Raw genomic sequence first — 23,588 nt, forward strand, 5'->3', positions numbered from 1 at the left:
ACCAGCGCCGATGGTACTGCTAACGCGGGAGAGTAGGCCGCCGCCAGTTTTTATTTTATTTTTAAAAAATCCTTTATCGCAAGATAGAGGATTTTTTTTTTGCTTTATACCCAACTCAGATGATAGGTAATAGGTGATAGCACTGTCAACTCTTAACTATCAACCCTTAACTCATTACTCATTAGAAACTATATTGAATTCCAATACTGAGATCCCTACGGGATGACAAGGGAGGTGGAGTATGATAAAGTAATGCTGGACACTGTTAACTCCTCACTATCAACTTATAAAATCTTTAGATTCTTTCCTGGAACTCATAACTCCTCATTTATTATTTCTGGGACTCATTTCATTATTCAATAGAAATGGGCTAAAGCCCATTTACAAAAGACGATTCTCCAATAGGGCTTTAGCCCAAACTTAAGAATGACGATGTACGCAAGATAATTATACTGGCTTATGTTTGGGCTAAAGCCAATGGATTGTTTTTGTATTTTTATAAGAACGGGCTAAAGCCTATCCCTATTGAATATCCATATCCTGGATAAACTGATTTTACAACCAGGAGTCAAGCATTGACCATTCGCTATTTATATTCATAACTCATCACTTCTCATTTATTATTTCTATGACTCACTTCATTATTCAATAGAAATGGGCTTTAGCCCATTTACTAAAAATGATTCTCCAATAGGGCTTTAGCCCAAACTTAAGAATGACGATGTACGTAAGATAATTATACTGGCTTATGTTTGGGCTAAAGCCCGTCCCTATTGAATATCCATATCCTGGATAAGCTAACTTTTCCAATCAAAAGTCAATCATTGACCATTCATTATTCATCACTCCTAACTATCAACTCTTAACTCTTAACTCATCATTCATCATTATTCTTTTTTGACTGATAGCCCCTTTATTTTCAAAATATCAGTGTTTGGATTAATTTATTGTAAATATTATTCAAATACCGGTGTATTTTTGTTTTTTCAATTTTAAAATTATGTAACTTAGTCATAACCAAAATGATTACGAATTCTAGAATATACATATTATGAAAAAACATTTACTCCCTCTATTTGTATTATTATTAGGTATGAATGTTCATGCCCAGCAAGATTTCTTTGCGATAACCGGAAAGGATACCCAGAGTATTAATTTTAATGACTTTCGGGTAATTGATCCTGCAAGTGGACTATCTGGCGAAAAAGTCTTTACAGCAGAATCTTCTGCTAAAGTATTTTCACAGACCAGAAAAGCTAAGGTAACGGAAGACAGAAATTCTTCCCATAACTCTCAGGCTGCAACGATGGCTGCACTAGCTTATAATTCTTCTAATAATAACTTAGTGTACATACCCATGTTCTCTTCTAATGTTTATATTTTGCATCCTGAAACTAAGGAAATTACTTTAATAGAAAATAATATAGGAAAGGCTTCGTCCTGTGACATTAATTCTCATATAACGAGGATGACTGCCGGTTATGACGGCAATATTTATGCTGTGAATAATGCAGGAACACAGTTTTTGCAGATCACGAATAGAAATGGTCAATATGAGGTAAACGACTTAGGAATTATAAAAGATGACAGTTCTAATGGTAAAAATTCATTTACTGCTATCGAAACCGGTTTTGGAGGGGATATGATTGCTGATACAGATAATAATTTCTATATTTTTGCGGCATCCGGAAATGTTTTTAAGGTATCAATAAAAGAGTTGAAAGCAAAGTTTATAGGTAAAATTGCAGGTATTCCCGATAACTATTCTGTAAACGGCAGCGCTGTGAATGCAAAGGGCAAAGTTGTTATTGCAAGTGCAAAGGGAGCTCCTTTATACGAAGTGGATTTAGGAACTCTGCAGGCACAGCAGATTCCGGGAGAACAAAATCTTCACATTTATGATCTGGCCAGCAAATATTTTGCTAATGATAAGGCCTCTTCAGTTAATACATTAGCTAATATTGATGTTTATCCAACGAGAGTTAATGAGCATTATGTCAATGTTTATATGAACAATAAAAATAGTAAAGGAACTATTCACTTTAATGTTTTTGATATATCCGGAAAAAATGTGATGACACAAAGCCTGAATGTAAAAGAAGGCTCTTTACAAGATAAGGTATATTTCAAAAACCTTGTGAGTGGTGCTTATATTATAAGTATTGTTGATGCATCAGGAAAAATATTACTGAATAAAAAGATTTTGGTGACAGAATAAGTTTAATTCTAGAGAACAAAAATTTTGTCCATAAAATATAGAACCTTCTTAGATTAATTTGAGAAGGTTTTTTAATGATTATTTGATATTCGATAAGTTTTATCTTTCGATATTAAAATGTAATTTTATAAAAAAATATAGATGAAGCTATACTTTAATGTAGGCTATGTTGCAAAGGCCGGAGAAAATCTGCAATTAATTATTGGTGAGGAAGGAGCTTCAGCCCATATTCATACTATGTTTTATGCAGAGAATGGACTATGGAAGTGTGAAGTAGATTTCTTTTCCAAATCAATTTCTTACAAATATCAGCTTGTAGATGAAAAAGCTCGTGTTTTAAGAGAAGAGTTTGTTTTACATCATCTTAATTTTCCACATAATTATAAGGAGTTTATTATTTTCGATGAGTGGAATAATAAAAACTTTCCTGAGCATTATTTAAATAATAAAATTCTATATAATAAATTGCATGGGTTTCTCCCGGAGAAAGTACCTGTCTTAAAAAAGCATACGCATTTATTCAGGTTGGAAGCTCCTATTTATAATTCTGATTGGAAAATTGTATTATTTGGAAGTACAAAATCATTAGGAAGCTGGAATATAGATAATGCCGTTCATTTGTACCAAACTGACTTTGGAGTTTGGGAAGCCTCTGTTGAAATTCCTGAAAATGAATTTATTCAATTCAAATATTGTCTTTATGACGTTAAAGAAAAAAGGGTAATAGATATTGAAACCGGTGAGAACAGATTTACGGTAGCTAATCCTTTTACAGATGTTCTTCAGATGGTTTCTAACCACTATTTTAAATTCAAGGCATATCAAATGTATCATGATGCCGGAGTAGCTGTGCCCGTCTTTTCCTTAAGAAGTGAAGAAGGATTTGGGGTTGGCGAGTTTTTGGATATTAAGAAGTTAGCAGACTGGGCCCAGGAAACGAATCTCGGAATTATTCAGATCTTACCCATCAATGATACTACGGCGAACTATTCCTGGACAGATTCTTATCCCTATGCTGCAGTATCAGTGTATGCACTACATCCACAATATATTTCGCTTGAAAAACTTGATTTTCCTTTACCGGAAAAACTAGTTGATGCTTATCTATCTGAAAAAGAAGCTTTAAATACCCTTGAGCTGATTGATTATGAAAAGGTGATTGCCGGTAAGTGGAAATATCTGAAAGCCGTTTTTAATACAGAAAAAGAAAATATTTATAAAGACCGAGGTTTCAAAAAATTTATAAAAGACAATGAATCCTGGCTTGTTCCTTACGCTGCATTTTGCGTGCTGAGAGATAAGTATAAGACTCCTAATTTTAATGAGTGGAAAACCCACAAAAAATATATAGCTGGGAAAATCTTACAGTTTTTTACTCTAAAAAGTAAAGACTATGATAGTTCTATGCTTCATGCTTGGGTACAATATCAGCTTCACAAACAGTTGAAAGATGCTGTTGATTATGCCCATAACCTTGGTGTTTCTTTAAAGGGAGATCTTCCTATAGGTATTTACAGATATTCTGTAGAAGCATGGGCAGAACCTGAATTATTCGGTATGGATTTTCAGGCTGGAGCACCACCGGATCAGTTTACAGAGCTTGGTCAGAACTGGGAATTTCCTACCTACAACTGGGAGGCGATGAAGGAAGATGACTATAGATGGTGGAAAAATAGGTTCAAAGCATTGGAACAATATTTTGATGCAATGAGAATTGATCATATTTTAGGTTTTTTCAGAATCTGGAGAATGCCAATTTCAGCTGTACAGGGTATTTTAGGATATTTTTATCCGGCTGTTCCCATTGTTGCTGACGAATTTAAAGCCTGGCAGATTCCGTTTAATTTTGACAGATACTGTAAGCCATTTATCAATACTCAGATCTTATGGGATTACTTTGGAAATAATAGTGAAAAAGCCCTTGAATTTATTGATCGTAATCAGGACGGCACCTATTCTTTTAAGGAAGAATTTGATAGCCAGAGAAAGCTGGCCGATTTCTTTAAAAAGCATCCTGGTGGAGTGCTTGAAGAACAGCTGATCTCCCTTTGTGCCAATGTGTTATTTTTAACGGAGGAAAGGAATGGTGAGCTGGTTTATCATCCGAGATTCAATGTATATCATACAGAATCGTATAAATACCTGCCGGAATCTGAAAAGAAAAGCATTTACGATTTATACCATGACTATTTCTTTAGAAGACAGGACCATTTATGGTACGAAAAAGCCATGGAAAAACTTCCTGTAATTCTGAATGCCACCAAAATGCTGATCTGCGGGGAGGACCTCGGAATGGTTCCTGCATGTGTACCAATTGTCATGGATGAACTGGCTATTATTGCCCTGAAAGTACAGCGTATGCCCTCAGAAAATATTCCATTCTATAATCCCAAGAATGCCGGCTATATGAATGTGGTTACGGCCTCTTCCCACGACAGTTCTACATTAAGGCAATGGTGGAAGGAAGATTCTGTTTTGGCACAGAAGTATTTTAACCAACAGTTGATCCAATACGGAAAAGCTCCGGAAGATCTGAATCCTGATCTTGCTGAGATCATTATGAAGCAGCACCTATACAATGATGCTATGCTGGCTATTTTCCCTATTCAGGAATTTTTTGCTACAGACGCAGAACTTTCCAATAAAAATATGAACAACGAAAGAATCAATAATCCTGCTGTTTTTCCGCATTATTGGCGATATAGAATGCATATAAAACTGGAAAGTCTAAAAGAAAAACAAGTTTTCAATGAAAAAATATCCCACTGGATAAAAGATAGTGGAAGAGGATAAATTTAACTACTGATTATCAGTAAGTTAAAAATATATTAAAAGAAGTTTAATCTTATGATTTAACTTCTTTTTTTTATTTGAATCAAAAAGATAGAATTAAGATATTCTGCTATATATTAACCAATTAACGACTATAGAGATGAAAAAAATATTTTTGGGATTAGCTCTAGGCTTTGGCGTCTTGACGCTAGCTCAGCAATATCCGAATAATGGTTGGGAAGATGATGGTTATTATCAGAATGGAGATGGCTATTATAGCAACGATGATGACAGGAATTATTTTCCGGATGATTATTACTACAACTATCCTCAGGATTATTATCCTGGCGATTATTATCAGAGTTATTATAACGATTACAGAAATAGTATTATTAATATTGACTGGAACGGTTTTTTCGTACAAAACAGATTAAATCGTTGGCAAGTCGACCAGATTATGAGATTGAATAATCTGTATTCAAGTTTTACAACTTGGGACAATTTTTACAGATATAATCCGGACAGATGGTATTATGACAGATTTTATGCACTGGAAAGAATTTTAGGACCTAGAGTTTTTGTCGTTTTCCAAAATAACTATTATCGTGGCTCAAGCCCAATTATTTATTTCCAAAATTACAGAAGAACGTATTATGTACCAAGATATGCTGTAATGCCAAGATACAGAAATGTAAATATCAATATTTACAGAATGGACAGATCAAGATTCCGTAGAATGGATAATCCTACTTTTGATATCATCAGAAGAGATAGCAGACCTAATAACGGATTTAGAGGCCCTGTAAGAGATGGTAGCAATTCCGGAGGTTTCAGGGATAATGACAATTCCGGAGGTTTCAGAGGTAATAACGGAGGTGGATTCAGAGGAAACAGTGGCGAAGTCAGAAAAGAAAATAATGGGGGTTTCAGAGGTAATTCTGATAATTCGGGAGGCTTCAGAGGTAACAATGGAGGAGGATTTAGAGGCAATAGTGGCGATGCCAGAAAAGAAAACAGTGGCGGCTTCAGAGGCAATAGTGGTGAAAGCAGAAAAGAAAATAATGGTGGCTTCAGAGGAAATAGCGGAGGCTTTAGACAAAAATCTGAAAGTTCTGCACCAAGTCAGCAAAACCGTGGTAATAGCGGTGGCTTTAGAGGCAGTTTGGTAAGAAATTAATTTTCATATATTATATTTAAGTGGTGTGAAGGGCAGGTTTTTATAATCTGTCCTTTTTTTTGTTGTTTTATTGATTTATTTTAATTAAAATTTAACATTATTTATGAATATGTTAATTTAACTTGTGCTTTAATTGTTAATCAAAAAGATGTAACAACAATTAATTAAAATTTTTAAAGATGAAAAAATTAGTTTTAGCAATAGCATTTATCGGAATGGGAAGTTTTGCAATGGCACAACAAACCACTCCTCAGGACAAAGAAGCAAGAAGAGCTGAGATGCAGCAAAAGAGACAGCAAAAAGAACAGGAGCATTTGGCACAAATGCAGAAGGACCTTAATCTTAATCAGTCACAGGTAGCGCAAATAAAAGATCTGCATGAAAAAAGAAAGGCTGAAATGAAGGCTGATTTTGAAAAAAATAAAGATACCAGACAGGCCAAGATGGATGAGATGAAGGCTAAAAGAGCACAAATGGATGCTGATATGAAACAGATTCTTACTCCTCAACAATATGATAAATGGCAGGCTGACAGAAAAGCTAAGATGGAGCAGAGAAGAGTAGCAATGAAAGATAGAAAGATGATGAAGAAGCCCATGGATACAGCTACTCCTGAAGTAAAATAGTAGTTTGTAATTGTAGTTTTTTAATGTGTAAAGGATGGGAGTTTTTCCATCCTTTTTGTATTAATTTTCGGTAAAACTTTTGATTTCGGGCATTTATTCCCTATTTTTGAATATAAATTTAATACTTATGGTTAGCGAAAAAATTGCAAAATTAATTAACGAACAAATTGCCCACGAACAATATGCTGCTCAATACTATCTTTCAATGTCTGCCTGGTTTTCAGGAAAAGATTTAGATGGAATTGCCAACTATTTCAGAGTGCAAAGCAAAGAAGAGTTGATGCATGCGGATAAAATGTTTGATTATTTAAATGATGTAGGGGGAGAAATTATCATTGGAGAAATTGCAAAACCTCCTCATGAGTTCGATAATGCAACAGATATTTTCGAGAAGGCGTTGGCACATGAGAAAATTGTTACTAAAAGTATTTTCAATATTGTAAAGAATGCTAACGAAGAAGGTGATTTTGCAACGACATCTTTCCTACAATGGTTTATCAACGAACAGGTAGAAGAAGAAGCAAGTGCTTCGCAGTATGTGACAAAGATTAAGATGGTTTGCGACAACCCATCTGCATTATATCTTTTTGACCAGGAATTGGCACAAAGAGTCTTTACTCCTGATCCAGCTGCTTAGTACTCAGCTATTTTTAAAATATAAGACCGCTTTTCAACAGAACAGCGGTTTTTTATTTCTATGGTTAAAATGTGCCGTAAAAAGCTATAATGGCTGATCAGGGTAACGATGCTACAGAAGGCGAAAAGACAGTAGCAAAGAAAATAAAGTCTGAAAATCAATTATTTCAATGTTTGTATTAGATAGCTTATGGGCGGGTTTATGCCAAATAATAGACAAAAGGTAAGAGAATGAATAAGGTAAAATGATCAGCTGGACAGTAAATATAAACTTCCAGTTCCTGATGATGCAGCTTTTTAGTTTAATTATTTGAAATAGAGTTTGTTGGTTTTTATCTTTTCTGCCTTTCTCTCTGCACTTTAACCGCTGCGATAAAAGTGCTCGCTGTTATTATCAAACTGCCAATGATAGATTTTGCGATGTTTTCTGTGGGCATATAGGGATGTCCGTCATCTGTTACCGGGGGATCTAGATAATCTGCAATATTGTAGATGGCAACAGCAGAGAGTATCATCATAACAATACTTATAAGGACTGAGATTAAATATATTTTCATGGTTAGTTATTGTCTTTTATCAATTCAAATACACGACTGGTTAATGTTTAATGACTAAAAATAATCAAACCTTTTGTATTTTATGGTTTTTTTTAAGACAATTCTATTGTATTACTGCGAATAAAGGCATTAGAGAGGTTTATAAATAGATGATTTGAGTTTTGAGAACCTTTTTACCCAGCCTTTCGAGAATATTTTTATATCCCTCCACCTGAGCTTCATCTTTACTTTTTTGTTCACCGGTTTTGAAATCTACAATGATATACCCTTCATCGCTTTTTAAAATACGGTCCGGCCTTAAAATAAAACTTTCTCCATTTTCTGAAATCATGATGTCTTTCTCATTAATTACTTCCCATTTCTCATCAAAGAACTCGGCATAGGTCCGTACAATTTCCTGTAGAGTGCCCTGAATTTCATTTTTTTCCTCTAATGTAATCTGACCTTCCAGTGCATAACCTTCCAGTACCTTTGAAATATCTTTTTCCGTATTTATTTTTGAAAGAAGCTCGTGAACGAAAAGTCCTATCCTTACTTTTTCATTTCTTACCTGATAATTTTTTGATGGAGTAGCAATCTTTATGGATGTTGTCTTTTCATTGACATTCTTCAGATCCTGAATGTTTTGGGTTTTGAAAGGCGAGCTTTTGTCTTTGGAATACTTTTTCAGCATTTCAGGTTTCACTTCATACAAATCAAACTCATCAGCTTCATCCGTATTTTTCGTTTTAATAAACTCTAAAATTTCCAGATTGTTGGAAGTCTTATTGGGCTTCTGAAGATAGAAGAATAGCTGTTCAACTGGCCTTGTGGTAGCAACATACTGAAGACATAATCGGTCAATCAGGTTTTTATAAGAATTTTTCTTGTTGAATAATTGAATTTCGCTGTCATAGGCTTCCAGATTCTTACTGAACTGATTAATGTTGACTGCTTTTAAAGCGTCATTTTCATGCGTATCAAACCAATTCGTAAACTCATTATCTCTGTTTTTGTTTATCATAGGAATAAAAACAATAGGGAATTCCAGTCCTTTAGACTTGTGAATGGTCATAATCTGAATGGCATCAATATTCTCTGAAGCCTGAATGGTATAGGAAGATGCCTCCTCATCCCAATATTTCAAAAATTCTTTTGTACTTACTCCAGCCGTTTGCGTAAAATTAAAAAGCATTTCCATGAAGTTGAGCAGGAAGTCTGTTTCTTTATTCTCAACGGAAAATTCATTGATATAATATTCTACAAAGTTGTAGAGATTAAACCTTGGAAAGTTATCCTGTTTAAGCTGTAATGAGTATTTTTCTTTAAGACCCTCAAGGATTTCTTCATGGCTTTCAATATCCAAAATTTCTTTCATCTCCAATGTGAAATCAGCCATATGAATTTTGCCCAATGTATTCAGATAATACATCATCATGATCAGGCAGTGTTTATTCTTAGGATTTATTTCCCATCTTAGAAATTCAATAACTGCTTTTAATGTATTGGAAAGTTCCAAAGTAAGTCCTTTATCGGAGATTGTTTTTATATTGGTCTCTTCACCTCGGTAGTTTACTTTTAAGTTTCCCAGCTTTTGGGAATAGCTGAAAATATCAAAATTTCCACGGCAGAGAATAGTGATGTCAGAAAATTTGAATCCATTATCCAGACATTCCTGAATATCTTTTCGCATTTTCTCAGAAGTATCCTCATAAAATTCTTCGTTCGTGAGATTTTCAATGAGGTTTACCTTTACCCTTCCATCCATTGGAGACTTTGGAGTTTGTTCGGCATCCGTTCCAAAAATATTTTGGTGTTCCTCTTCCAGTTCCCCGGAGTGGAAGCGGTAGAGTTCATTGTTAAACTGTACAATATTTCTGGCACTTCTCCAGTTATCTTTTAGAACCAGAAGATCAGCTTCTTTAGGAGAAAACTCTTTCTTATTGATAATATCGAGCATCAGCTTACTTTCTCCTCCACGAAATCTATAAATACTCTGCTTGGGATCTCCAACCAGTGTAAAAGAAGTATTTTCAGAAGAAACACTATGGTCTCTTAACGGAACAAAATTCTGCCACTGCAGTTCCGAAGTATCCTGAAATTCATCAAAAAAGTAATGTTGAAACTGTGAACCTACCTTTTCATAGATAAATGCGGAGGGTTCATCTTTAAGGTTTTCATTGATCAGAATATTAAATTTTGAAAGCAGGACCAGGTCATTTTCTTCCTCAATCTTTCTGAGCTCATCCTGAATATCCTTATTAACTTTTAAAGGAAGAAGTGCCGACAGTATTTTTTCTTTCTTTTGGGTTTCAATATACAGCAGAATAAGCTGCATTCTGTTGTCAAGCAGTTGATCAAGGATCTCTATAATATCAGCTTCCTTATGTTTTGATTTTGAAGAAGCTCCTTTTCTGTAATTGGTAACTACAGATTCTTCCTGAGTAGTAGGAAAGGGAAAACCTGCTCTTTTCTGTTGATAAAAGTCGATAACCTTAAGGAAAAAGCCTCCAATCCCATTTTTTCCCTGGGCAAAATCTTCAACCTCAATATTTCTGGCTTTAAATAGCTCAATAGATTTTGCAGCAAGTTCTGCAGCCTGTTTTTTATGAAGAACAATCTCTTTACGAAGCGTGGTTTTTATAGTGTCATAATGAGCATCATCAAAGCTTTTGTTGCTTTTCAGATGTTCGTAATGAATATCTTTCACGAATTCTTTTGCTGAGTCATACAGGTTTTTGTTGAGATTGATCCTTTCATTGTTTTCAAGACTGTAATCTACATAATCCATGAAAGAATTGGAAATCGTTTCGTTTTCGCCAATCTGATCGAGCATTTTATCCACTGCTTCAATCAGGTAAGGCTCAGCCTCAATTTCAAGATTAAAATTTTTAGCCAGTCCCAATTCATAAGAAAAGCTTCTTACCAGCCTTGAGTTAAAACGGTCAATGGTTCCGATATTCAGTGTAGAATAATTATGAAGGATATAGTCCAAAAGTTTTTTTGAACGCAGATGGAGTTCATCAATTGTAATTTTTAATCCTTGTTCAGCAAAAGCTTTTTGAATATTTTTAAGATCCGCATTTTCGGTATAATTAGTGGCGGAAAAATTTCCCAGCCATGTCAGAATTCTTTCCTTCATCTCATTCGCTGCTTTATTGGTAAATGTCAGAGCGAGGATATTCCTGATCGATTGGTGTTGATTAGGATAACGGAGACAAATCATCAGCAGTCTCTGAACCAGAGCATATGTTTTCCCTGATCCTGCAGAAGCATTGATGACTGTATAAGAATTTTGCATTGTGAAAAGTAGAATTGAGATTGCAAGTTAGCTAAAATTTAAAAGAAATTTTAACAATTCACTTCTGCTATTTAACAGTTTCAACAGCAAAAATCGAAAAGAAATACTAAAAGGCGTTAACTGTGGTTAAACTTGTGGAATAATTTAAAAATAATTTTAGCTTTGCTTTATAAAAACAGCCCGTGAAACTTAAACTATTCTTTTTTTTATTTCTTATTTCTTCCATTACCGCCAGTGCTCAAAGTTATATCTTCGGTAAAGTAACTTCAGAGGGAAGTTCCGAAATACAGGATGTCAACGTAATCAATATCAGAACGGACGAACTGGTACTCTCAAACAGTGACGGACATTTTATGATTTCCGGAAAAGCGGGAGATGAATTACGCTTTATAAAACCTGGTTATGAGCGTTTAGCCCATATCGTGTCTCAGGAAAATATCCAATCTCCATTGAATGTCAGTTTAGTGAGAGTTACCATCCAGATTCCTGAAGTTGAAGTGAAACAAGGGCTCACCGGAAATTTAAAAATAGATTCCAAAATATATAACAAACCTAAAAAGGTTGAAAAATTGTCTAGCGAAATAGGGAAGTATATTGCCCAAAAGTCTGATCCCAGAATACTCGCTGCAAGAGCAGGAGAGTTTGTACAGCCAAAAGGACAAGGATTTTCAATAGGAAAAGTAAAAAATCAATGGGATGATATCGATTTAATGAAGTATCTCGAGGCGAGCCTGGGTGAAGACTATTTTGCCAACTTAAAAATAGATAAGTCTCAGATTGATCATTTTATTTCTTACGTTCTTGCGGGTGGTTTTGAAAGGAAGAAAATTTTAAAATATGGTTTCTGCAGTGATGCTGATCTGAACAGGTTTCAGCGTTTTGTACTCACCAGAATATCATCCTACCGGGCACCGCAGACTCAAAAATAACCTTATATGAAGACTTTCGTTAAACTGTGCTGGATATTTTTATTTGTGGCCGGAAAATTGTTCTCACAACAGAGCATTACAGGGCAAATTACAGACGGCAGTACTATACATCTAAATCCTGTTTTAATAATAAATATTTCTGCTCAGAAAAACTCCCTTAGCACTATGTCGGGAAAGTTTACCATTGATGCTTCGGAAAATGATGAAGTCAGATTTGTAAAAGAAGGCTATTATCGTTTTGAAAAGAAGATTACAAAAGAAGATTTAGCCTCACCGTTACATATAATTCTGAAAAGAATGGAAATACAGATTCCTGAAGTGGAGATTGTTTATAAGCCCACAGGAAATCTGGCAAAAGACTCTAAGTATTTAAGTGAATCCGGAAAATTAAAGGCCTTAAAATCTGATATAACAATGTATATGAAAAGCCCCCTCAATGAGCCTATACCGGATCATACGATCTCCAAAACATTTACCGGACATGATTTTAATGCCGGTCAGGTAAATGTAGCTGGCGTTTTTAAAGCTATTTCAGGGATCATTAAGAAGGCATCAAAACCGAAGATCACTAAAGCAGATTATAATGAAACTCAAAACTTTCTTACCAGAGTAAAAAGTGAAATTAATCTGGATTTTCTGAAAAAATATGGCATGGATGAAGAGCAGATTGACAGATTCCTTCTCTACGCCAATAAAACCAGGATGCTGGCAAAAAACTACAGGAAAGACTTTCAAAATGATGTGGTAGAATATGAAATAAAAGCGGCCTTTGGAGAATACCGAAAGCTGCATAAACTGGATAGCTGGGAAAAATAAATCAGATAAAATTTTAAATAAAGATTGGTTAATACTGTTGAGAATATAAATATTTTTTGGAGGAAAAGAATTTTTCTTTTATTTCTTTTTCTGTGTAATGCTCTGTTTTCTCAGCAAATGATAACAGGAAGAATTATTGATGATAATAATGAAGATTTAAGTGGAGTAACAGTCATCAATATGTCTACCGATAAAAAAGTATATTCCAATTTACTGGGAATGTTTTCTATTGAAGCATCTTCGAATGATGAACTCAGGTTTGTAAAAGAAGATTTCAGAAGACAGTCTACAAGAGTTCTTACAGATGGAGTTAATTCTCAGCTGTTAATACAGCTTTTTCAGATTCCCAAAGAAATAGAAGAAGTGAAAATCGTAAAAAGACTGACCGGTGATCTTGAACAGGATTCCAGAATTGTGGCTAAAGCAGACAAAGGAGAAATAGTTCGGGATGCAGTAGGTTTACCACAGCCTGTTGGAAAAATGAGAGAAAAACCGGCAGAAGTGAAGCAGGTTCTGCTGCCCATACTTTTAGGAAACCTGAATGTTCAGGGAGCTTATGATCTGATAAGTGGTAAAGCCCGAAAACAAAAAAGGTTGTACAGATATGATGATTTACAGGAACATATTGCCTGGATTAGAGATAGAGTGGAAGATGATTATTTTACAAAAGCCGGAATTCCGGCAGATAGAATCTCAGAATTTATAGAATTTTCATTTGTTGCCAAACCTCAGGTACGTACCTATGTAAAAGCAAAAAATCTATCGGGTGTTCTGCTGAGGCTGGAAGAAACCATTCCTTTGTATGTTGAGAGGCTGAAGAAGAGTGGTAAATAGTGTTAAGAAAATCTTAAAATATTGGAATGGAAATTGATGCAATACTGATATTAAATCAATCAAATCCACAAATCTTATGAATAAAAATAGTATTGCAGTAGCAATAGGGGCTTTAGGTTTTGTAATAGGGCTTGGCTTTTTAGGAAATGCTATCAAAAACAGAAATAAATCTGAAAATACCATCTCCGTTACAGGTCTGGGAACAAAACAGTTTGTTTCCGATCTTATTACCTGGTCCGGAAGTTTTTCCAAAAACAATATGGATCTTAAATCAGCTTATGATGAATTGGCTTTGGATAGAAAGGTAATCAATGATTATCTTCTTTCAAAAGGAATTAAGCAAGCTGAAATTGTATTTTCATCGGTAGATATTCAGAAGCAGTTTAGAAGTTATAATGATTCCAATGGAAATTATGTACAGGGTGAGTTTTCGGGGTACAACCTGACTCAAAAAGTTTCTATTGAAAGTAAGGAAGTGGCTAAAATTGAAAACCTTTCCAGAAATATTACCGAAATTATCAATCGTGGAATTGAGTTTACCTCTTCTTCACCTTCTTATTTTTATACCAGGTTAGCGACTGTAAAGCAGGAAATGATAGCCAGTGCGACAAAAGATGCTAAAGAACGGGCTGAAAAAATTGCGGAAAACTCAGGTAGTAGCCTGGGGAATCTTAAAAAAGCAACAATGGGAGTTATTCAGATCACTGCTCCCAATTCCAATGAAGATTATTCATATGGAGGTACTTTCAATACTTCTTCCAAAGATAAAGAAGCCAGTATTACCATAAAGCTGGAATATCAAGTGAATTAGAAATATCAATTGCTTAGGTAGATAATGTTGCACAATTAAAAATGACATATGCAAAAATCCTTTTAGCAATCTGTAACCAATATAAAAATAAACGCCGGAAATATTCCGGCGTTCTTATGTTAAGGATATACAATATCACAAATTTCATTTTTAAGCTCCTCTACATTCTCAGGAGCATAGTTGGCAAGCAGCCATAGGTGTAAAGACTGTTTTCCTTCACCATAGCTGGGCTGTATGTGGTTGGTATCAATCAGGCTGAAACTGTTTCGTTGATAGAAGGAATAACGGCGTTGCGCATCCTCACTCAAATCTGCAGGTTCAATTTCCAAAATGATTTTAGGATAGGTTTCCAATAAATATCCCATAATATGTGAGCCCAGTTTTTTACTTCTGAAGGCTTCAAAAACTTCAAAATGTTCTACAAAAACAAAAGAGCTCATTTCCCATAAGATGAGATAGCCAATAGCTTCAGATTCGTGAACAACAGACATGATTTTTGTCTGTGGATTTGAAAATAGTTCCAGAAACTGTTCTCTATCTCTTTGTTCGTCTACAGGAAACGTGCTGATATAAGAATTATAGATTTCCTGAACTCTATCATCCTCAGCATTAATAATCGGTAAAAATTCCATAATTATAAATCAAAGACGCTTGGTCTTCTTGTGATAAAAATATCTTTAATCCACAAAGTAAATGCCAATCCCAAATAAATGAGAAAGAAAAAACCGGCGGTAGCAAAAGTAGAGTAGATGAAGAAAACCCTTAATTTAGATACAGGTATTCCCAGTTTAGCTCCTGTTCTTGTAAGAACACCAAACCATTCTCTCTCCATTTTATGACGGATATTACTCAGCATTTCAAGATTCTTTTAATAGTTTAAATCCAATACTGCAAGTTAAGCAATTTTTTTCTTCACAGGAATGTTTGTAGTGATAAATCAGGCTCTGGCTTTCCAATGCATTCTTTATATCGAGACCCAGATTTTTCCATCCACTTATTACTGAATTTTTTTCTGCAGTAATATGCGTGTAGAATTCTAGAATTTCATCGGCTATTTCTTCATTGTGATACCGGTGGTAAGTATATTTTAACGGAAGTACAGTATTTAAGATGAGGAGATCAATAAAATCCTTACTCAACATTTTGGGAGTAGGTTTTGAAATGGCTCCGAAATTGAAATGACAGTCCCAATATTCAGAAGCTTTTACAGGCTGAAAAACTTCATAAAGCTGATCAGCATTTCTAACACTGATTATTTTTGAAAATAAATTCTGATGTCTGTTGTAAAGGTCTGCCAATTGGGAGAGACGGATTGTCGGAAAGTTGGGAGGTCTTAATCTTAAAAACTTAGGATGGAGTTTTAAATCGGATAGCATAAACTTGGTTGTAAGAAAATCAAACTCTCTTTTCCATATTTTCATCTGCCCGTCCAGGGGAATATCAAGCCATCCGGAAATTCCAAAGAATAAAGCTTCCAGCTGCAGAGGATTTTGCCGGATTTTATTAATGATACTGAAATCAATACTTTCGGCAATCTGTCTGAAAATATGAGCATTCACTTTTAGTCCGAAAGAGTAGGCAAGGCTGTGAAATAAAACAGCTTCGAAATTATTTTTGTGATGAGATAAGTTATGTTCAAGTTCAAGAGATTTTTCGTCCAGTTTTTTCAGAATGTTTCCTTCGTGAAAATGAACTGGAATTTTGTTGCAGTCAAAAATTTTTTCACAGGCTATAAACTGGTTGCCATCAATGAATTTTTCATACTTATATATTACACTTTCATCAATATACTTGTTCAGCTCTAAGGTAGGGACGTTTTTTTCAGTATGTTCGCTGATCTCCAGGTCATGCTGGAAAACAACGTGAAGTATGATATTTTGGTAATTGGGATCCGGAGAATGGTTGTGGAAAATCCAATCAGAAGAGCGGACGTGAAGTTCTATATTCCCGGCGATAACCAGACCGTTTGTCTTAATTTTAGCATCCAGAAAATCCGGACCAGCATCTTTATTCCACTTTCCAAAATTAATGATTTCAACAGAATTCCCCTCAATATCCTTGAAGTCAAAATTTTGGAAAATCTTATAGTTCCAAAGATATTGAAGTAATTTTTCTGTCATAAGTATAACAATAAATATAGCAGAAAAATACTACTCTTATCAGCTCCTTTTTAAAATTTATGACAGGCATTCTATATATTTAAAGCGGTGTAGAAAATATATTTATAAAAGAAATTCCTTACTTGTTTTTTTATATTTTTTCCTTCATTTTAGTTAAAGATTATCATGGTTCTCATTTACAAAAAATAGATAATTCATACTAAAAAATAGATAAAGAAATAGTCAATATAAAAGGCTCAGATAATCATCTGAGCCTTAATTTGTATGTCCACATACCTTTTAAAAGAATACTATACTTTCGTTAGTTCCTTTTTAAAATTTTCTATGGTTGTTCTGTACATTTCCTCATAAATAGGAAGTATGTTTTTCAAATCGAATTTTATAGCCTGTTCTTTTGCATTTTCTTTCATTTGGGATAAAAGATCGTCGTTACTCAATAGCTTAATGGTATAGTTACTCATAGCTTCCACATTCCCGATTTCTGCTAAATAACCGGTTTCACCCTGAATATTTACTTCAGGAATTCCTCCGGCATTGGAGCTGATTACAGGGGTGTAGGCTGCCATTGCTTCAAGAGCGGCTAACCCAAAGCTTTCCTGCTCCGAAGGCAGTAAAAATACATCTGAAAGCTGTAATATTTTATAAAGATCATTAACCTTACCTAAAAGACGTATTTTGGAGATAAGATCGGGATTTTCTTCCAGAAATTGGTTTACTTTTTCCATATCAGGACCTTCTCCAATGATAATCAGTTTTGACTTTACCTTTTTATTTACGTTTTTAAAAATTTGAAGTACCTCTTCTACACGCTTCACAGGACGAAGGTTTGAGACATGGATCAGTATTTTTTCATCCGGATTTGCAAACTGTGTTCTTTGACATTCAGAACAGTCATCAAATTCAGAATTGTCAATAAAATTGGTAATAACCTGTATTTCCTTTTTGATATTAAAAAACTGAAGGGTATCTTTTTTCAGACTTTCAGAAACCGAAGTAATTGCATCCGACTGATTGATTGAAAACTCTACAGCATGTTTATAACTTGGATGTTGACCCACAAGGGTAATATCTGTTCCGTGAAGGGTTGTTACCAAAGGAATATCATTATTATCCTCACGAAGCATTTGTTTAGCTGTAAATGCTGCATAGGCATAAGGAATGGCATAATGAGCGTGAAGCAAGTCAAGCTTATAAAGATTGACAACCCGGTAGATCATAGAACTTAACGCAATATCATAAGGCTGATATTGGAAAAGGGGATAAGTTTGAACATTTACCCTGTGAAAGAAAATATTTGGATTGGTAATGTCTAATCTTGCAGGAAGTGCAGAACTGATGAAATGCACTTCATATCCTTTATTGGCAAGTGACATTCCCAATTCTGTTGCTACAATTCCGCTTCCACCATATGTTGGATAGCAAAGTATGCCTATTTTCATTAGATTATTGTTGTTTTGATGTTGTTAAAAATAGAGTAGGGGTAAGATCTATACCCATGCCTGGTTGTAATTGGTCATTTACCAGTACAGGAAGTCTTCCCCATATTTTTGTTTTTCCGTTCAAAGCATCGGCTGTCGCATTCATAGAATCATCATTGTTTTCATAAGAAACAAGAACCGTTGATACTTTTGAAATATCAATGTCTTTTAAAGCATAAGCACTTCCAAATACATTGAGGATTACTTTTTGATTTCTTGTCAGATCACTAAGCGTTTTCTTAGACTCTGCTGATATTTTGTAAGGCTTGTAAGCCGTAGAGTTGTCCTTATGAAAGCCTACAACTACAGTAGAACCTGCCGGAATTGTATTGATTTCGCTTGCTTTTTTTATAATGACATTTGACCCCATTCTATTGGCAAAAGTTTGGTAAGGGGCTTCTTCCAAAGGAACATAATAAATCTGTTTCCCGGTAACAGGAAGAAGTTTTTGATCATCCTTTAATAAAGTTAAGGCATTGGAATATAAATTCTGAACCAATGTTTTATGAGAATCATTATTCAGGTCAGCATTGATGTTATCAGGACTTTTGGGAGTGTATTGAGTCAGTCCTAAAAAATATTTTGTAAGCAAAATCTTCTTTACACTTTCTTCCACCCGGGATTGAGGGATTTCTCCTTTATCTATGGCTTTCTGAATCAGTTTTTTACCTTCAGAAACGCCCTGTGAGAAAAGCATAATGTCATTTCCTGCGCTGAAGGCCATGGCATCCAGTTCTCCCGGTTTGTATTTATTGGCTACAGCACCCATATTGAGGGCATCTGTGATGATTAATCCTTTATAGCCTAATTGGTCTTTCAATAAACCTGTAATGATATTTTTAGAGACTGAAGCCGGAATTCCTTTTCCTGATTCTAAACTCGGAACATACAAATGAGCAACCATTACACCACCGATTCCTTTATCCATTAATGCTTTGAATGGTGCTAATTCTATAGTATTAAGCCTGCTGAGGTTATGAGAAACAACGGGGAGATCAAGGTGTGAATCTGTATTGGTGTCACCATGACCCGGGAAATGTTTGATCGCAGCCAATATATTGTTGTCCTGAAGACCATTAGAATAGGATAGAGCAGATCCAATCACATTATTGACTTCTGATCCAAAGCTTCTGTTACCAATGATAGGATTGTTTGGATTCGTATTGACATCCACTACCGGAGCAAAATCCCAGTTAATACCCATCCTATGGCAATCTTCTGCAATTTTTGCAGACATCTGGTAAATTAAATTCTTATCCTGAATTGCCCCTAATGTCATTGCCCAAGGAAATTTGTGGGCAGTTGCTATTCTTTGAAACAGTCCCCATTCAGCGTCCATTCCGATCATCAACGGAACTTTGGACTTCTGCTGAAACTCATTGACAAGGTTGATCTCTCTGGCTGCATCGTCCTGCATTAAGATCAAACCACCTATTTTATCAGCTGTAACAATATTTCTTACCTGATTGATATAATCCTCTCCTTTATTAGTATATAATGCAACAATAAAGAGTTGTCCCAGTTTTTCATCCTGAGAAAGATTTTTATACGTTTTTTCTACCCATTGCTGTGCCTTTTTCAAATCTTCCTGAGATGTGTTTTTTGGCTGATACTGAGCCTTAATCTTTGGGCTTATCAGTGCAACAATAAAGAGTGAAGTATATACTATTTTCTTCATGACTTTTTGAATAAGAACAAAAATACAATTAAAAAAATGACGAAAACAATGTTTTTTAAATTTTTGGTATATGATTTGAATACGCAATATAAATAATAACTAAACTTTAAATAGAAATGAAAAAAATTCTTCCATTTATATTATTAGCAGGAATTGGCTTTTTGTCTTTCAGTTGTGATAACAAAGATGATGTTGTAATACAACAGAATACCAATTTTCAGATGAAAGATGCTACTGGAACATTTACTGCTCCAAACTTTGCACTTATAATGGATATTAGTATTAAAAATACGGATGTAGTTTTAGTATACAGAAAAGTGGGAAATTATTGGCAAATTATACCTAAAACTTATTATTTAGATAATGTGAATAATTTACCAACGGGAAGAGAATTAGATTATAATTTTGATTTTAATACTCAAGAAGTAAGAATCAATACGGCGGCAAACTTTAATCAGGGTACGCAAATGACGTCTGGAGAAATTAATCAATATTTAACAAATCAGACTTTTAGGGTTGTACTTGTTCCTGCAAACACAACAGGTTCAAGCAGTAAATCAGTAAAAGCTCCGGTTGATTATAGTGATTACAATGCTGTTGTTAAATATTACAATCTTAATGATTCTAATGTAGCATCAGTAAGAGTAAATTAAGAAATATCTTTTCAGTTTTTTATAATTAAAGAAAGCCCCGGAAGAAATTCCGGGGCTTTTGATTTTTAACATCTAAATCCACCTATTTTATTACATGGAAGGCTTGGTACGTGACTTGGGTCAAATGGTTTCTGAATTATTTTTACATTTTGAAGAAGCATACTAAAATCACTTTCAGGTACAAAATTTGGAGTTAATCCAGAAAGTTCAGGTTGGAAATAAATTATGATGGCATTTTGAGACTCAGTTAAAGAAAAATTAAATATAAATTCGTTCTTAGTATATGCTCCATAAGAGACCACAGCTTTTTCTTGTTTAAAATAATTAGAAACAAACGAGTTATTTACAATAGGCCTTTTTGCACAGGGATCATTTCCTCGGATTTGTGGAGAGTTTGTTAACTCTACTCCTACAGTCGGAAGTCCTTGGCTCTGGTCGACATTATATAAATCTGCAATAGCATTAGAGGAGCCATGCTTAATATGATATATAAAATCTTGTATAGATGTATCAAGCCTAATTTCATATGTAAAATTTGCTTGAAATGGAAATTCTATTGAAATTGCGTTTGATTTAGGATTATTATTGATAATCGGGTTTCGTCCTCCTCCTATGTCAGTAGTTTGGGGTTTATTGCTTGCGGAAAACCTTATACCTTTCCAAAGAAATGCATCCGTTCTTGGTATTCCATATCCTCTAATTGTATATCCCAAAAATGTAAGTGGAGTAGGACCAAATGCTGCTGTTGATGTATATGTGTTATCGATATTATATCCAGCTTCAAATGAACATCCTCCGCCATCTGGTTGCATAAAAGTTTTATTTAAATCCAAATCCATTAAAGTAATTTCGCCTCCATTTGAGGCTAATATTTTATTTGATAGAGATGGCAAAGCTTCTTTTAAGTTTAAATTTTGTTCTTCATCCTGAGAATAAATAAGGTCATTGTTGCTAGCACAGCTCATAACTAATAAAGAAGAAATAATAAATAATGTTTTTTTCATAAAAATTATATTTTTTGCAAATATAATTCAATTTTAAAAACACACTATTTAGTGAAATATTAATTGGTAATAATATTATTATCTTAATTATCATTGTCATCAAGGAGATGTCCAAAGAAATCTTTTTTAGTCTGTAAATAGCCTTTACTTATTTCATTAGCCGGAATTTGTAAAGGAATCCGTGAATTAAGGTGAATATTACTGTCTACCACATATTTTACCTTTTCAGGATTGTTGGTAAGCAGGTTGATATCTTTTACCTCTAATAGATTCAGGATTTCAATAGCTACTCCAAAGTTTCTGTCATCAGCAGGAAGTCCTAGTTCAAGGTTGGCCTGAACAGTGTCTAGACCTTTTTCCTGTAATGAATACGCCTTTAGTTTATTGATAATTCCAATATTTCTGCCTTCCTGACGAAGATAGACAATAATTCCTCCATTTTCATGGATATATTTCATAGCGGCGTCTAATTGCTGGCCGCATTCACACTTTTTTGAATGGAAAACTTCTCCTGTAATACATTCTGAATGGAAACGCACATTAACAGGTTTTGAAAAATCTGTGTTTTCTGCGATAATAGCCATGTGAGGCATCCAGTCGTTTTCATTTTCAGAGAAAGCTATCATTCGGAAATTGCCATGTTCGGTAGGAACATTGGCCTCCGCCTGAGTTTTGATCATTAATAGTTAATTGTTTTAACTTCCTGGTAAAGCATCTTCAATAACAGAAATATTGGTTTTTAAACGAACCAGGTATCTGTTGAGAACCTCATCATCATCTCTATCAAGATTTTGTCTTTGCTTTTGTATTTTCTTATATGATTTTTCGAAGCTTTTAAGGGCTCTGCTCTTTCCGGCAGAGTTATTCGCATCAATGGCATATAAATAGTTCTGAAGGCTGTATTTCAAGCTTGTTATTTCATCATTCAACCCATTACTTTTAAATTTAGGAAAGGTTGAAATTATATTTGAAATTTCAGAAGCGTTTATATTTTCCTTGATATTGATATTGAAACTCTTTTTTGAGCCTCTGTCAGAATCAGAACCTTTTGTTTCACTATAAAAATTATTCGACAGCGGGGAAAGGTTAAGCTTTTCCGTTGCGCAGGAAGAAGTTATTATTATAATTAGTACTCCAAAAAAAAATCGTTTTTTCATTTCTGTTGCCCTTTTTGATAAAGGATTGGATTAAGACTTTCATCGTTGTACATTTTCATTTGTTTGTACACTTTCATCTTAATATTACCGTTTTCAATGTCAGCAAGCAACTGATCTATGGAAGTTGATAGATCTTCTTTCTGAGTAAGCAGTACATCCAGTTTAGCCTGGCAATTTTTGCGGTGCTTGTCAGAAGCAGATTCTCTATTCGCTTCCAGTGACATATGATAAACCTTGAGAGCAAGAATTGATAATCTGTCTACTGCCCAAGCGGGAGTTTCTGTATTTATTTTTGCTTCAGGTTTAGGAGTTATATTTTCAAACTTTGTAAGGAACCAACTGTCAATATATTCTACCAGATCAGTTCTTTTCTGATTGGAGGCGTCTATTGTTCTCTTCAATTGAAGAGCCTCAGCCGGATCAATATTTTCATCCCTAATTATATCTTCCAAATGCCATTGAACGGTATCAATCCAGTTCTTTGCATACAAAATCCGTTCCAAACTATCTATTTCGAACGGGTTATTAATTAGAGAGTTAACGTTATCAGACACGTGATAGTCTTCAATACATTGATTGAAGACTTTCCATGCAGTCTCAGTGAAATTCATTAATCGTAAGGAATATTAGTTACTGGAAGAATTATTATTTGTAGAAGAAGTTTTATTTTCAGAACCTGGTTTATCTTCTTCTTTTACCGCATCTTTAAATTCTTTGATTCCTGAACCTACTCCTCTCATTAATTCCGGAATTTTCTTTCCTCCAAATAGTAATACCAAAAGTACTGCTACGATAAGGATATGCTGCCAAGATAAGGCTAGTATTGTTATTGTATTCATCTC

The 23,588-nt window shown here is 34.5% G+C and carries 22 protein-coding genes; 10 read left to right on the forward strand and 12 right to left on the reverse strand.

The window, feature by feature from the left end; all coding sequences use genetic code 11:
* Positions 1 to 1,051: 1,051 nt before the first annotated feature.
* The 5 genes from DRF57_RS20695 to DRF57_RS20715 all read left to right on the forward strand — a co-directional run bounded on the left by DRF57_RS20695 (position 1,052) and on the right by DRF57_RS20715 (position 7,430).
* Positions 1,052 to 2,218: a secretion protein gene (locus DRF57_RS20695; RefSeq protein ID WP_047494686.1), complete on the forward strand. Its 1,167-nt coding sequence runs from the start codon at positions 1,052 to 1,054 to the stop codon at positions 2,216 to 2,218.
* A 141-nt stretch (positions 2,219 to 2,359) separates the two neighbouring features.
* Complete coding sequence (locus tag DRF57_RS20700) at positions 2,360 to 5,011, forward strand: 4-alpha-glucanotransferase (protein ID WP_115920602.1); 2,652 nt, start codon at positions 2,360 to 2,362, stop codon at positions 5,009 to 5,011.
* A gap of 139 nt (positions 5,012 to 5,150) precedes the next feature.
* Complete coding sequence (locus tag DRF57_RS20705; RefSeq protein WP_084087769.1) at positions 5,151 to 6,167, forward strand: hypothetical protein; 1,017 nt, start codon at positions 5,151 to 5,153, stop codon at positions 6,165 to 6,167.
* 179 nt (positions 6,168 to 6,346) lie between these two features.
* Positions 6,347 to 6,793: a hypothetical protein gene (locus DRF57_RS20710; protein ID WP_115920604.1), complete on the forward strand. Its 447-nt coding sequence runs from the start codon at positions 6,347 to 6,349 to the stop codon at positions 6,791 to 6,793.
* Positions 6,794 to 6,920: 127 nt separating this feature from the next.
* Complete coding sequence (locus tag DRF57_RS20715; RefSeq protein WP_047494702.1) at positions 6,921 to 7,430, forward strand: ferritin; 510 nt, start codon at positions 6,921 to 6,923, stop codon at positions 7,428 to 7,430.
* A gap of 331 nt (positions 7,431 to 7,761) precedes the next feature.
* Here the strand turns inward: DRF57_RS20715 and DRF57_RS20720 are convergent, their stop codons facing one another.
* Positions 7,762 to 7,947 carry a hypothetical protein gene (locus DRF57_RS20720; protein ID WP_123863368.1) on the reverse strand — a complete coding sequence of 62 codons (186 nt, stop codon included), beginning with the start codon at positions 7,945 to 7,947 and terminating at the stop codon, positions 7,762 to 7,764.
* A 178-nt stretch (positions 7,948 to 8,125) separates the two neighbouring features.
* The gene (locus DRF57_RS20725) at positions 8,126 to 11,266 is read right to left on the reverse strand and encodes a UvrD-helicase domain-containing protein (RefSeq protein WP_115920608.1); all 3,141 of its coding nucleotides are present in this window, start codon (positions 11,264 to 11,266) and stop codon (positions 8,126 to 8,128) included.
* A 182-nt stretch (positions 11,267 to 11,448) separates the two neighbouring features.
* On the opposite strand from DRF57_RS20725, the gene DRF57_RS20730 reads away from it, so the two are divergent.
* The 4 genes from DRF57_RS20730 to DRF57_RS20745 all read left to right on the forward strand — a co-directional run bounded on the left by DRF57_RS20730 (position 11,449) and on the right by DRF57_RS20745 (position 14,656).
* Positions 11,449 to 12,195: a hypothetical protein gene (locus DRF57_RS20730; protein ID WP_047494712.1), complete on the forward strand. Its 747-nt coding sequence runs from the start codon at positions 11,449 to 11,451 to the stop codon at positions 12,193 to 12,195.
* A gap of 6 nt (positions 12,196 to 12,201) precedes the next feature.
* A complete protein-coding gene (locus DRF57_RS20735) occupies positions 12,202 to 13,011 on the forward strand; it encodes a hypothetical protein (RefSeq protein ID WP_115920610.1) in 810 nt (269 codons plus the stop codon).
* 117 nt (positions 13,012 to 13,128) lie between these two features.
* Positions 13,129 to 13,845 (forward strand): carboxypeptidase regulatory-like domain-containing protein, encoded by a 717-nt coding sequence (locus tag DRF57_RS20740; protein ID WP_228450422.1) that lies wholly within the window; start codon positions 13,129 to 13,131, stop codon positions 13,843 to 13,845.
* Positions 13,846 to 13,921: 76 nt separating this feature from the next.
* Complete coding sequence (locus DRF57_RS20745; RefSeq protein ID WP_115920612.1) at positions 13,922 to 14,656, forward strand: SIMPL domain-containing protein; 735 nt, start codon at positions 13,922 to 13,924, stop codon at positions 14,654 to 14,656.
* A 119-nt stretch (positions 14,657 to 14,775) separates the two neighbouring features.
* Here the strand turns inward: DRF57_RS20745 and DRF57_RS20750 are convergent, their stop codons facing one another.
* The 5 genes from DRF57_RS20750 to DRF57_RS20770 form a co-directional block, all read right to left on the reverse strand.
* Positions 14,776 to 15,288, reverse strand: a complete 513-nt coding sequence (locus DRF57_RS20750; protein ID WP_047494720.1) for a GNAT family N-acetyltransferase — start codon at positions 15,286 to 15,288, stop codon at positions 14,776 to 14,778.
* A 2-nt stretch (positions 15,289 to 15,290) separates the two neighbouring features.
* Positions 15,291 to 15,512 carry a PspC family transcriptional regulator gene (locus DRF57_RS20755; RefSeq protein ID WP_047494723.1) on the reverse strand — a complete coding sequence of 74 codons (222 nt, stop codon included), beginning with the start codon at positions 15,510 to 15,512 and terminating at the stop codon, positions 15,291 to 15,293.
* A 1-nt stretch (position 15,513) separates the two neighbouring features.
* The gene (locus tag DRF57_RS20760) at positions 15,514 to 16,776 is read right to left on the reverse strand and encodes a DUF2851 family protein (RefSeq protein WP_115920614.1); all 1,263 of its coding nucleotides are present in this window, start codon (positions 16,774 to 16,776) and stop codon (positions 15,514 to 15,516) included.
* 290 nt (positions 16,777 to 17,066) lie between these two features.
* The gene (gene bshA / locus DRF57_RS20765; RefSeq protein WP_047494729.1) at positions 17,067 to 18,215 is read right to left on the reverse strand and encodes an N-acetyl-alpha-D-glucosaminyl L-malate synthase BshA; all 1,149 of its coding nucleotides are present in this window, start codon (positions 18,213 to 18,215) and stop codon (positions 17,067 to 17,069) included.
* A gap of 4 nt (positions 18,216 to 18,219) precedes the next feature.
* Positions 18,220 to 19,932 (reverse strand): glycoside hydrolase family 3 protein, encoded by a 1,713-nt coding sequence (locus DRF57_RS20770; RefSeq protein ID WP_115920616.1) that lies wholly within the window; start codon positions 19,930 to 19,932, stop codon positions 18,220 to 18,222.
* Between the two features lie 116 nt (positions 19,933 to 20,048).
* On the opposite strand from DRF57_RS20770, the gene DRF57_RS20775 reads away from it, so the two are divergent.
* Positions 20,049 to 20,585 carry a hypothetical protein gene (locus DRF57_RS20775; protein WP_115920618.1) on the forward strand — a complete coding sequence of 179 codons (537 nt, stop codon included), beginning with the start codon at positions 20,049 to 20,051 and terminating at the stop codon, positions 20,583 to 20,585.
* Positions 20,586 to 20,650: 65 nt separating this feature from the next.
* Here the strand turns inward: DRF57_RS20775 and DRF57_RS20780 are convergent, their stop codons facing one another.
* From DRF57_RS20780 to DRF57_RS20800, 5 genes are all read right to left on the reverse strand, one after another.
* Positions 20,651 to 21,589 carry a hypothetical protein gene (locus DRF57_RS20780; protein ID WP_115920620.1) on the reverse strand — a complete coding sequence of 313 codons (939 nt, stop codon included), beginning with the start codon at positions 21,587 to 21,589 and terminating at the stop codon, positions 20,651 to 20,653.
* A gap of 83 nt (positions 21,590 to 21,672) precedes the next feature.
* Positions 21,673 to 22,269: a GTP cyclohydrolase II gene (ribA, locus tag DRF57_RS20785; RefSeq protein WP_047494913.1), complete on the reverse strand. Its 597-nt coding sequence runs from the start codon at positions 22,267 to 22,269 to the stop codon at positions 21,673 to 21,675.
* Between the two features lie 15 nt (positions 22,270 to 22,284).
* Positions 22,285 to 22,746 (reverse strand): hypothetical protein, encoded by a 462-nt coding sequence (locus DRF57_RS20790; RefSeq protein WP_047494916.1) that lies wholly within the window; start codon positions 22,744 to 22,746, stop codon positions 22,285 to 22,287.
* Entirely contained in the window at positions 22,743 to 23,357 is a 615-nt protein-coding gene (locus tag DRF57_RS20795) for a DUF4254 domain-containing protein (protein ID WP_115920622.1), read from the reverse strand. Before DRF57_RS20795 ends, DRF57_RS20790 begins: the two co-directional genes overlap by 4 nt.
* Positions 23,358 to 23,372: 15 nt before the next feature.
* Positions 23,373 to 23,585 carry a twin-arginine translocase TatA/TatE family subunit gene (locus tag DRF57_RS20800; protein WP_047494921.1) on the reverse strand — a complete coding sequence of 71 codons (213 nt, stop codon included), beginning with the start codon at positions 23,583 to 23,585 and terminating at the stop codon, positions 23,373 to 23,375.
* Positions 23,586 to 23,588 lie beyond the last annotated feature (3 nt).

This window comes from Chryseobacterium rhizosphaerae (assembly GCF_003385455.1).
Classification (GTDB): domain Bacteria; phylum Bacteroidota; class Bacteroidia; order Flavobacteriales; family Weeksellaceae; genus Chryseobacterium; species Chryseobacterium rhizosphaerae.

Excerpts from the sequence above, each read along its gene's own strand:
- DRF57_RS20740 (WP_228450422.1), top strand. The coding sequence starts at position 13,129 with ATGATAACAGGAAGAATTATTGATGATAATAATGAAGATTTAAGTGGA.
- bshA (WP_047494729.1), bottom strand. The coding sequence starts at position 18,215 with ATGAAAATAGGCATACTTTGCTATCCAACATATGGTGGAAGCGGAATT.
- DRF57_RS20710 (WP_115920604.1), top strand. The coding sequence starts at position 6,347 with ATGAAAAAATTAGTTTTAGCAATAGCATTTATCGGAATGGGAAGTTTT.
- DRF57_RS20715 (WP_047494702.1), top strand. The coding sequence starts at position 6,921 with ATGGTTAGCGAAAAAATTGCAAAATTAATTAACGAACAAATTGCCCAC.
- DRF57_RS20700 (WP_115920602.1), top strand. The coding sequence starts at position 2,360 with ATGAAGCTATACTTTAATGTAGGCTATGTTGCAAAGGCCGGAGAAAAT.
- DRF57_RS20790 (WP_047494916.1), bottom strand. The coding sequence starts at position 22,746 with ATGAAAAAACGATTTTTTTTTGGAGTACTAATTATAATAATAACTTCT.
- DRF57_RS20695 (WP_047494686.1), top strand. The coding sequence starts at position 1,052 with ATGAAAAAACATTTACTCCCTCTATTTGTATTATTATTAGGTATGAAT.
- ribA (WP_047494913.1), bottom strand. The coding sequence starts at position 22,269 with ATGATCAAAACTCAGGCGGAGGCCAATGTTCCTACCGAACATGGCAAT.
- DRF57_RS20750 (WP_047494720.1), bottom strand. The coding sequence starts at position 15,288 with ATGGAATTTTTACCGATTATTAATGCTGAGGATGATAGAGTTCAGGAA.
- DRF57_RS20775 (WP_115920618.1), top strand. The coding sequence starts at position 20,049 with ATGAAAAAAATTCTTCCATTTATATTATTAGCAGGAATTGGCTTTTTG.
- DRF57_RS20780 (WP_115920620.1), bottom strand. The coding sequence starts at position 21,589 with ATGAAAAAAACATTATTTATTATTTCTTCTTTATTAGTTATGAGCTGT.
- DRF57_RS20735 (WP_115920610.1), top strand. The coding sequence starts at position 12,202 with ATGAAGACTTTCGTTAAACTGTGCTGGATATTTTTATTTGTGGCCGGA.
- DRF57_RS20760 (WP_115920614.1), bottom strand. The coding sequence starts at position 16,776 with ATGACAGAAAAATTACTTCAATATCTTTGGAACTATAAGATTTTCCAA.
- DRF57_RS20795 (WP_115920622.1), bottom strand. The coding sequence starts at position 23,357 with ATGAATTTCACTGAGACTGCATGGAAAGTCTTCAATCAATGTATTGAA.
- DRF57_RS20770 (WP_115920616.1), bottom strand. The coding sequence starts at position 19,932 with ATGAAGAAAATAGTATATACTTCACTCTTTATTGTTGCACTGATAAGC.
- DRF57_RS20745 (WP_115920612.1), top strand. The coding sequence starts at position 13,922 with ATGAATAAAAATAGTATTGCAGTAGCAATAGGGGCTTTAGGTTTTGTA.
- DRF57_RS20725 (WP_115920608.1), bottom strand. The coding sequence starts at position 11,266 with ATGCAAAATTCTTATACAGTCATCAATGCTTCTGCAGGATCAGGGAAA.
- DRF57_RS20720 (WP_123863368.1), bottom strand. The coding sequence starts at position 7,947 with ATGATGATACTCTCTGCTGTTGCCATCTACAATATTGCAGATTATCTA.
- DRF57_RS20755 (WP_047494723.1), bottom strand. The coding sequence starts at position 15,512 with ATGCTGAGTAATATCCGTCATAAAATGGAGAGAGAATGGTTTGGTGTT.
- DRF57_RS20705 (WP_084087769.1), top strand. The coding sequence starts at position 5,151 with ATGAAAAAAATATTTTTGGGATTAGCTCTAGGCTTTGGCGTCTTGACG.
- DRF57_RS20800 (WP_047494921.1), bottom strand. The coding sequence starts at position 23,585 with ATGAATACAATAACAATACTAGCCTTATCTTGGCAGCATATCCTTATC.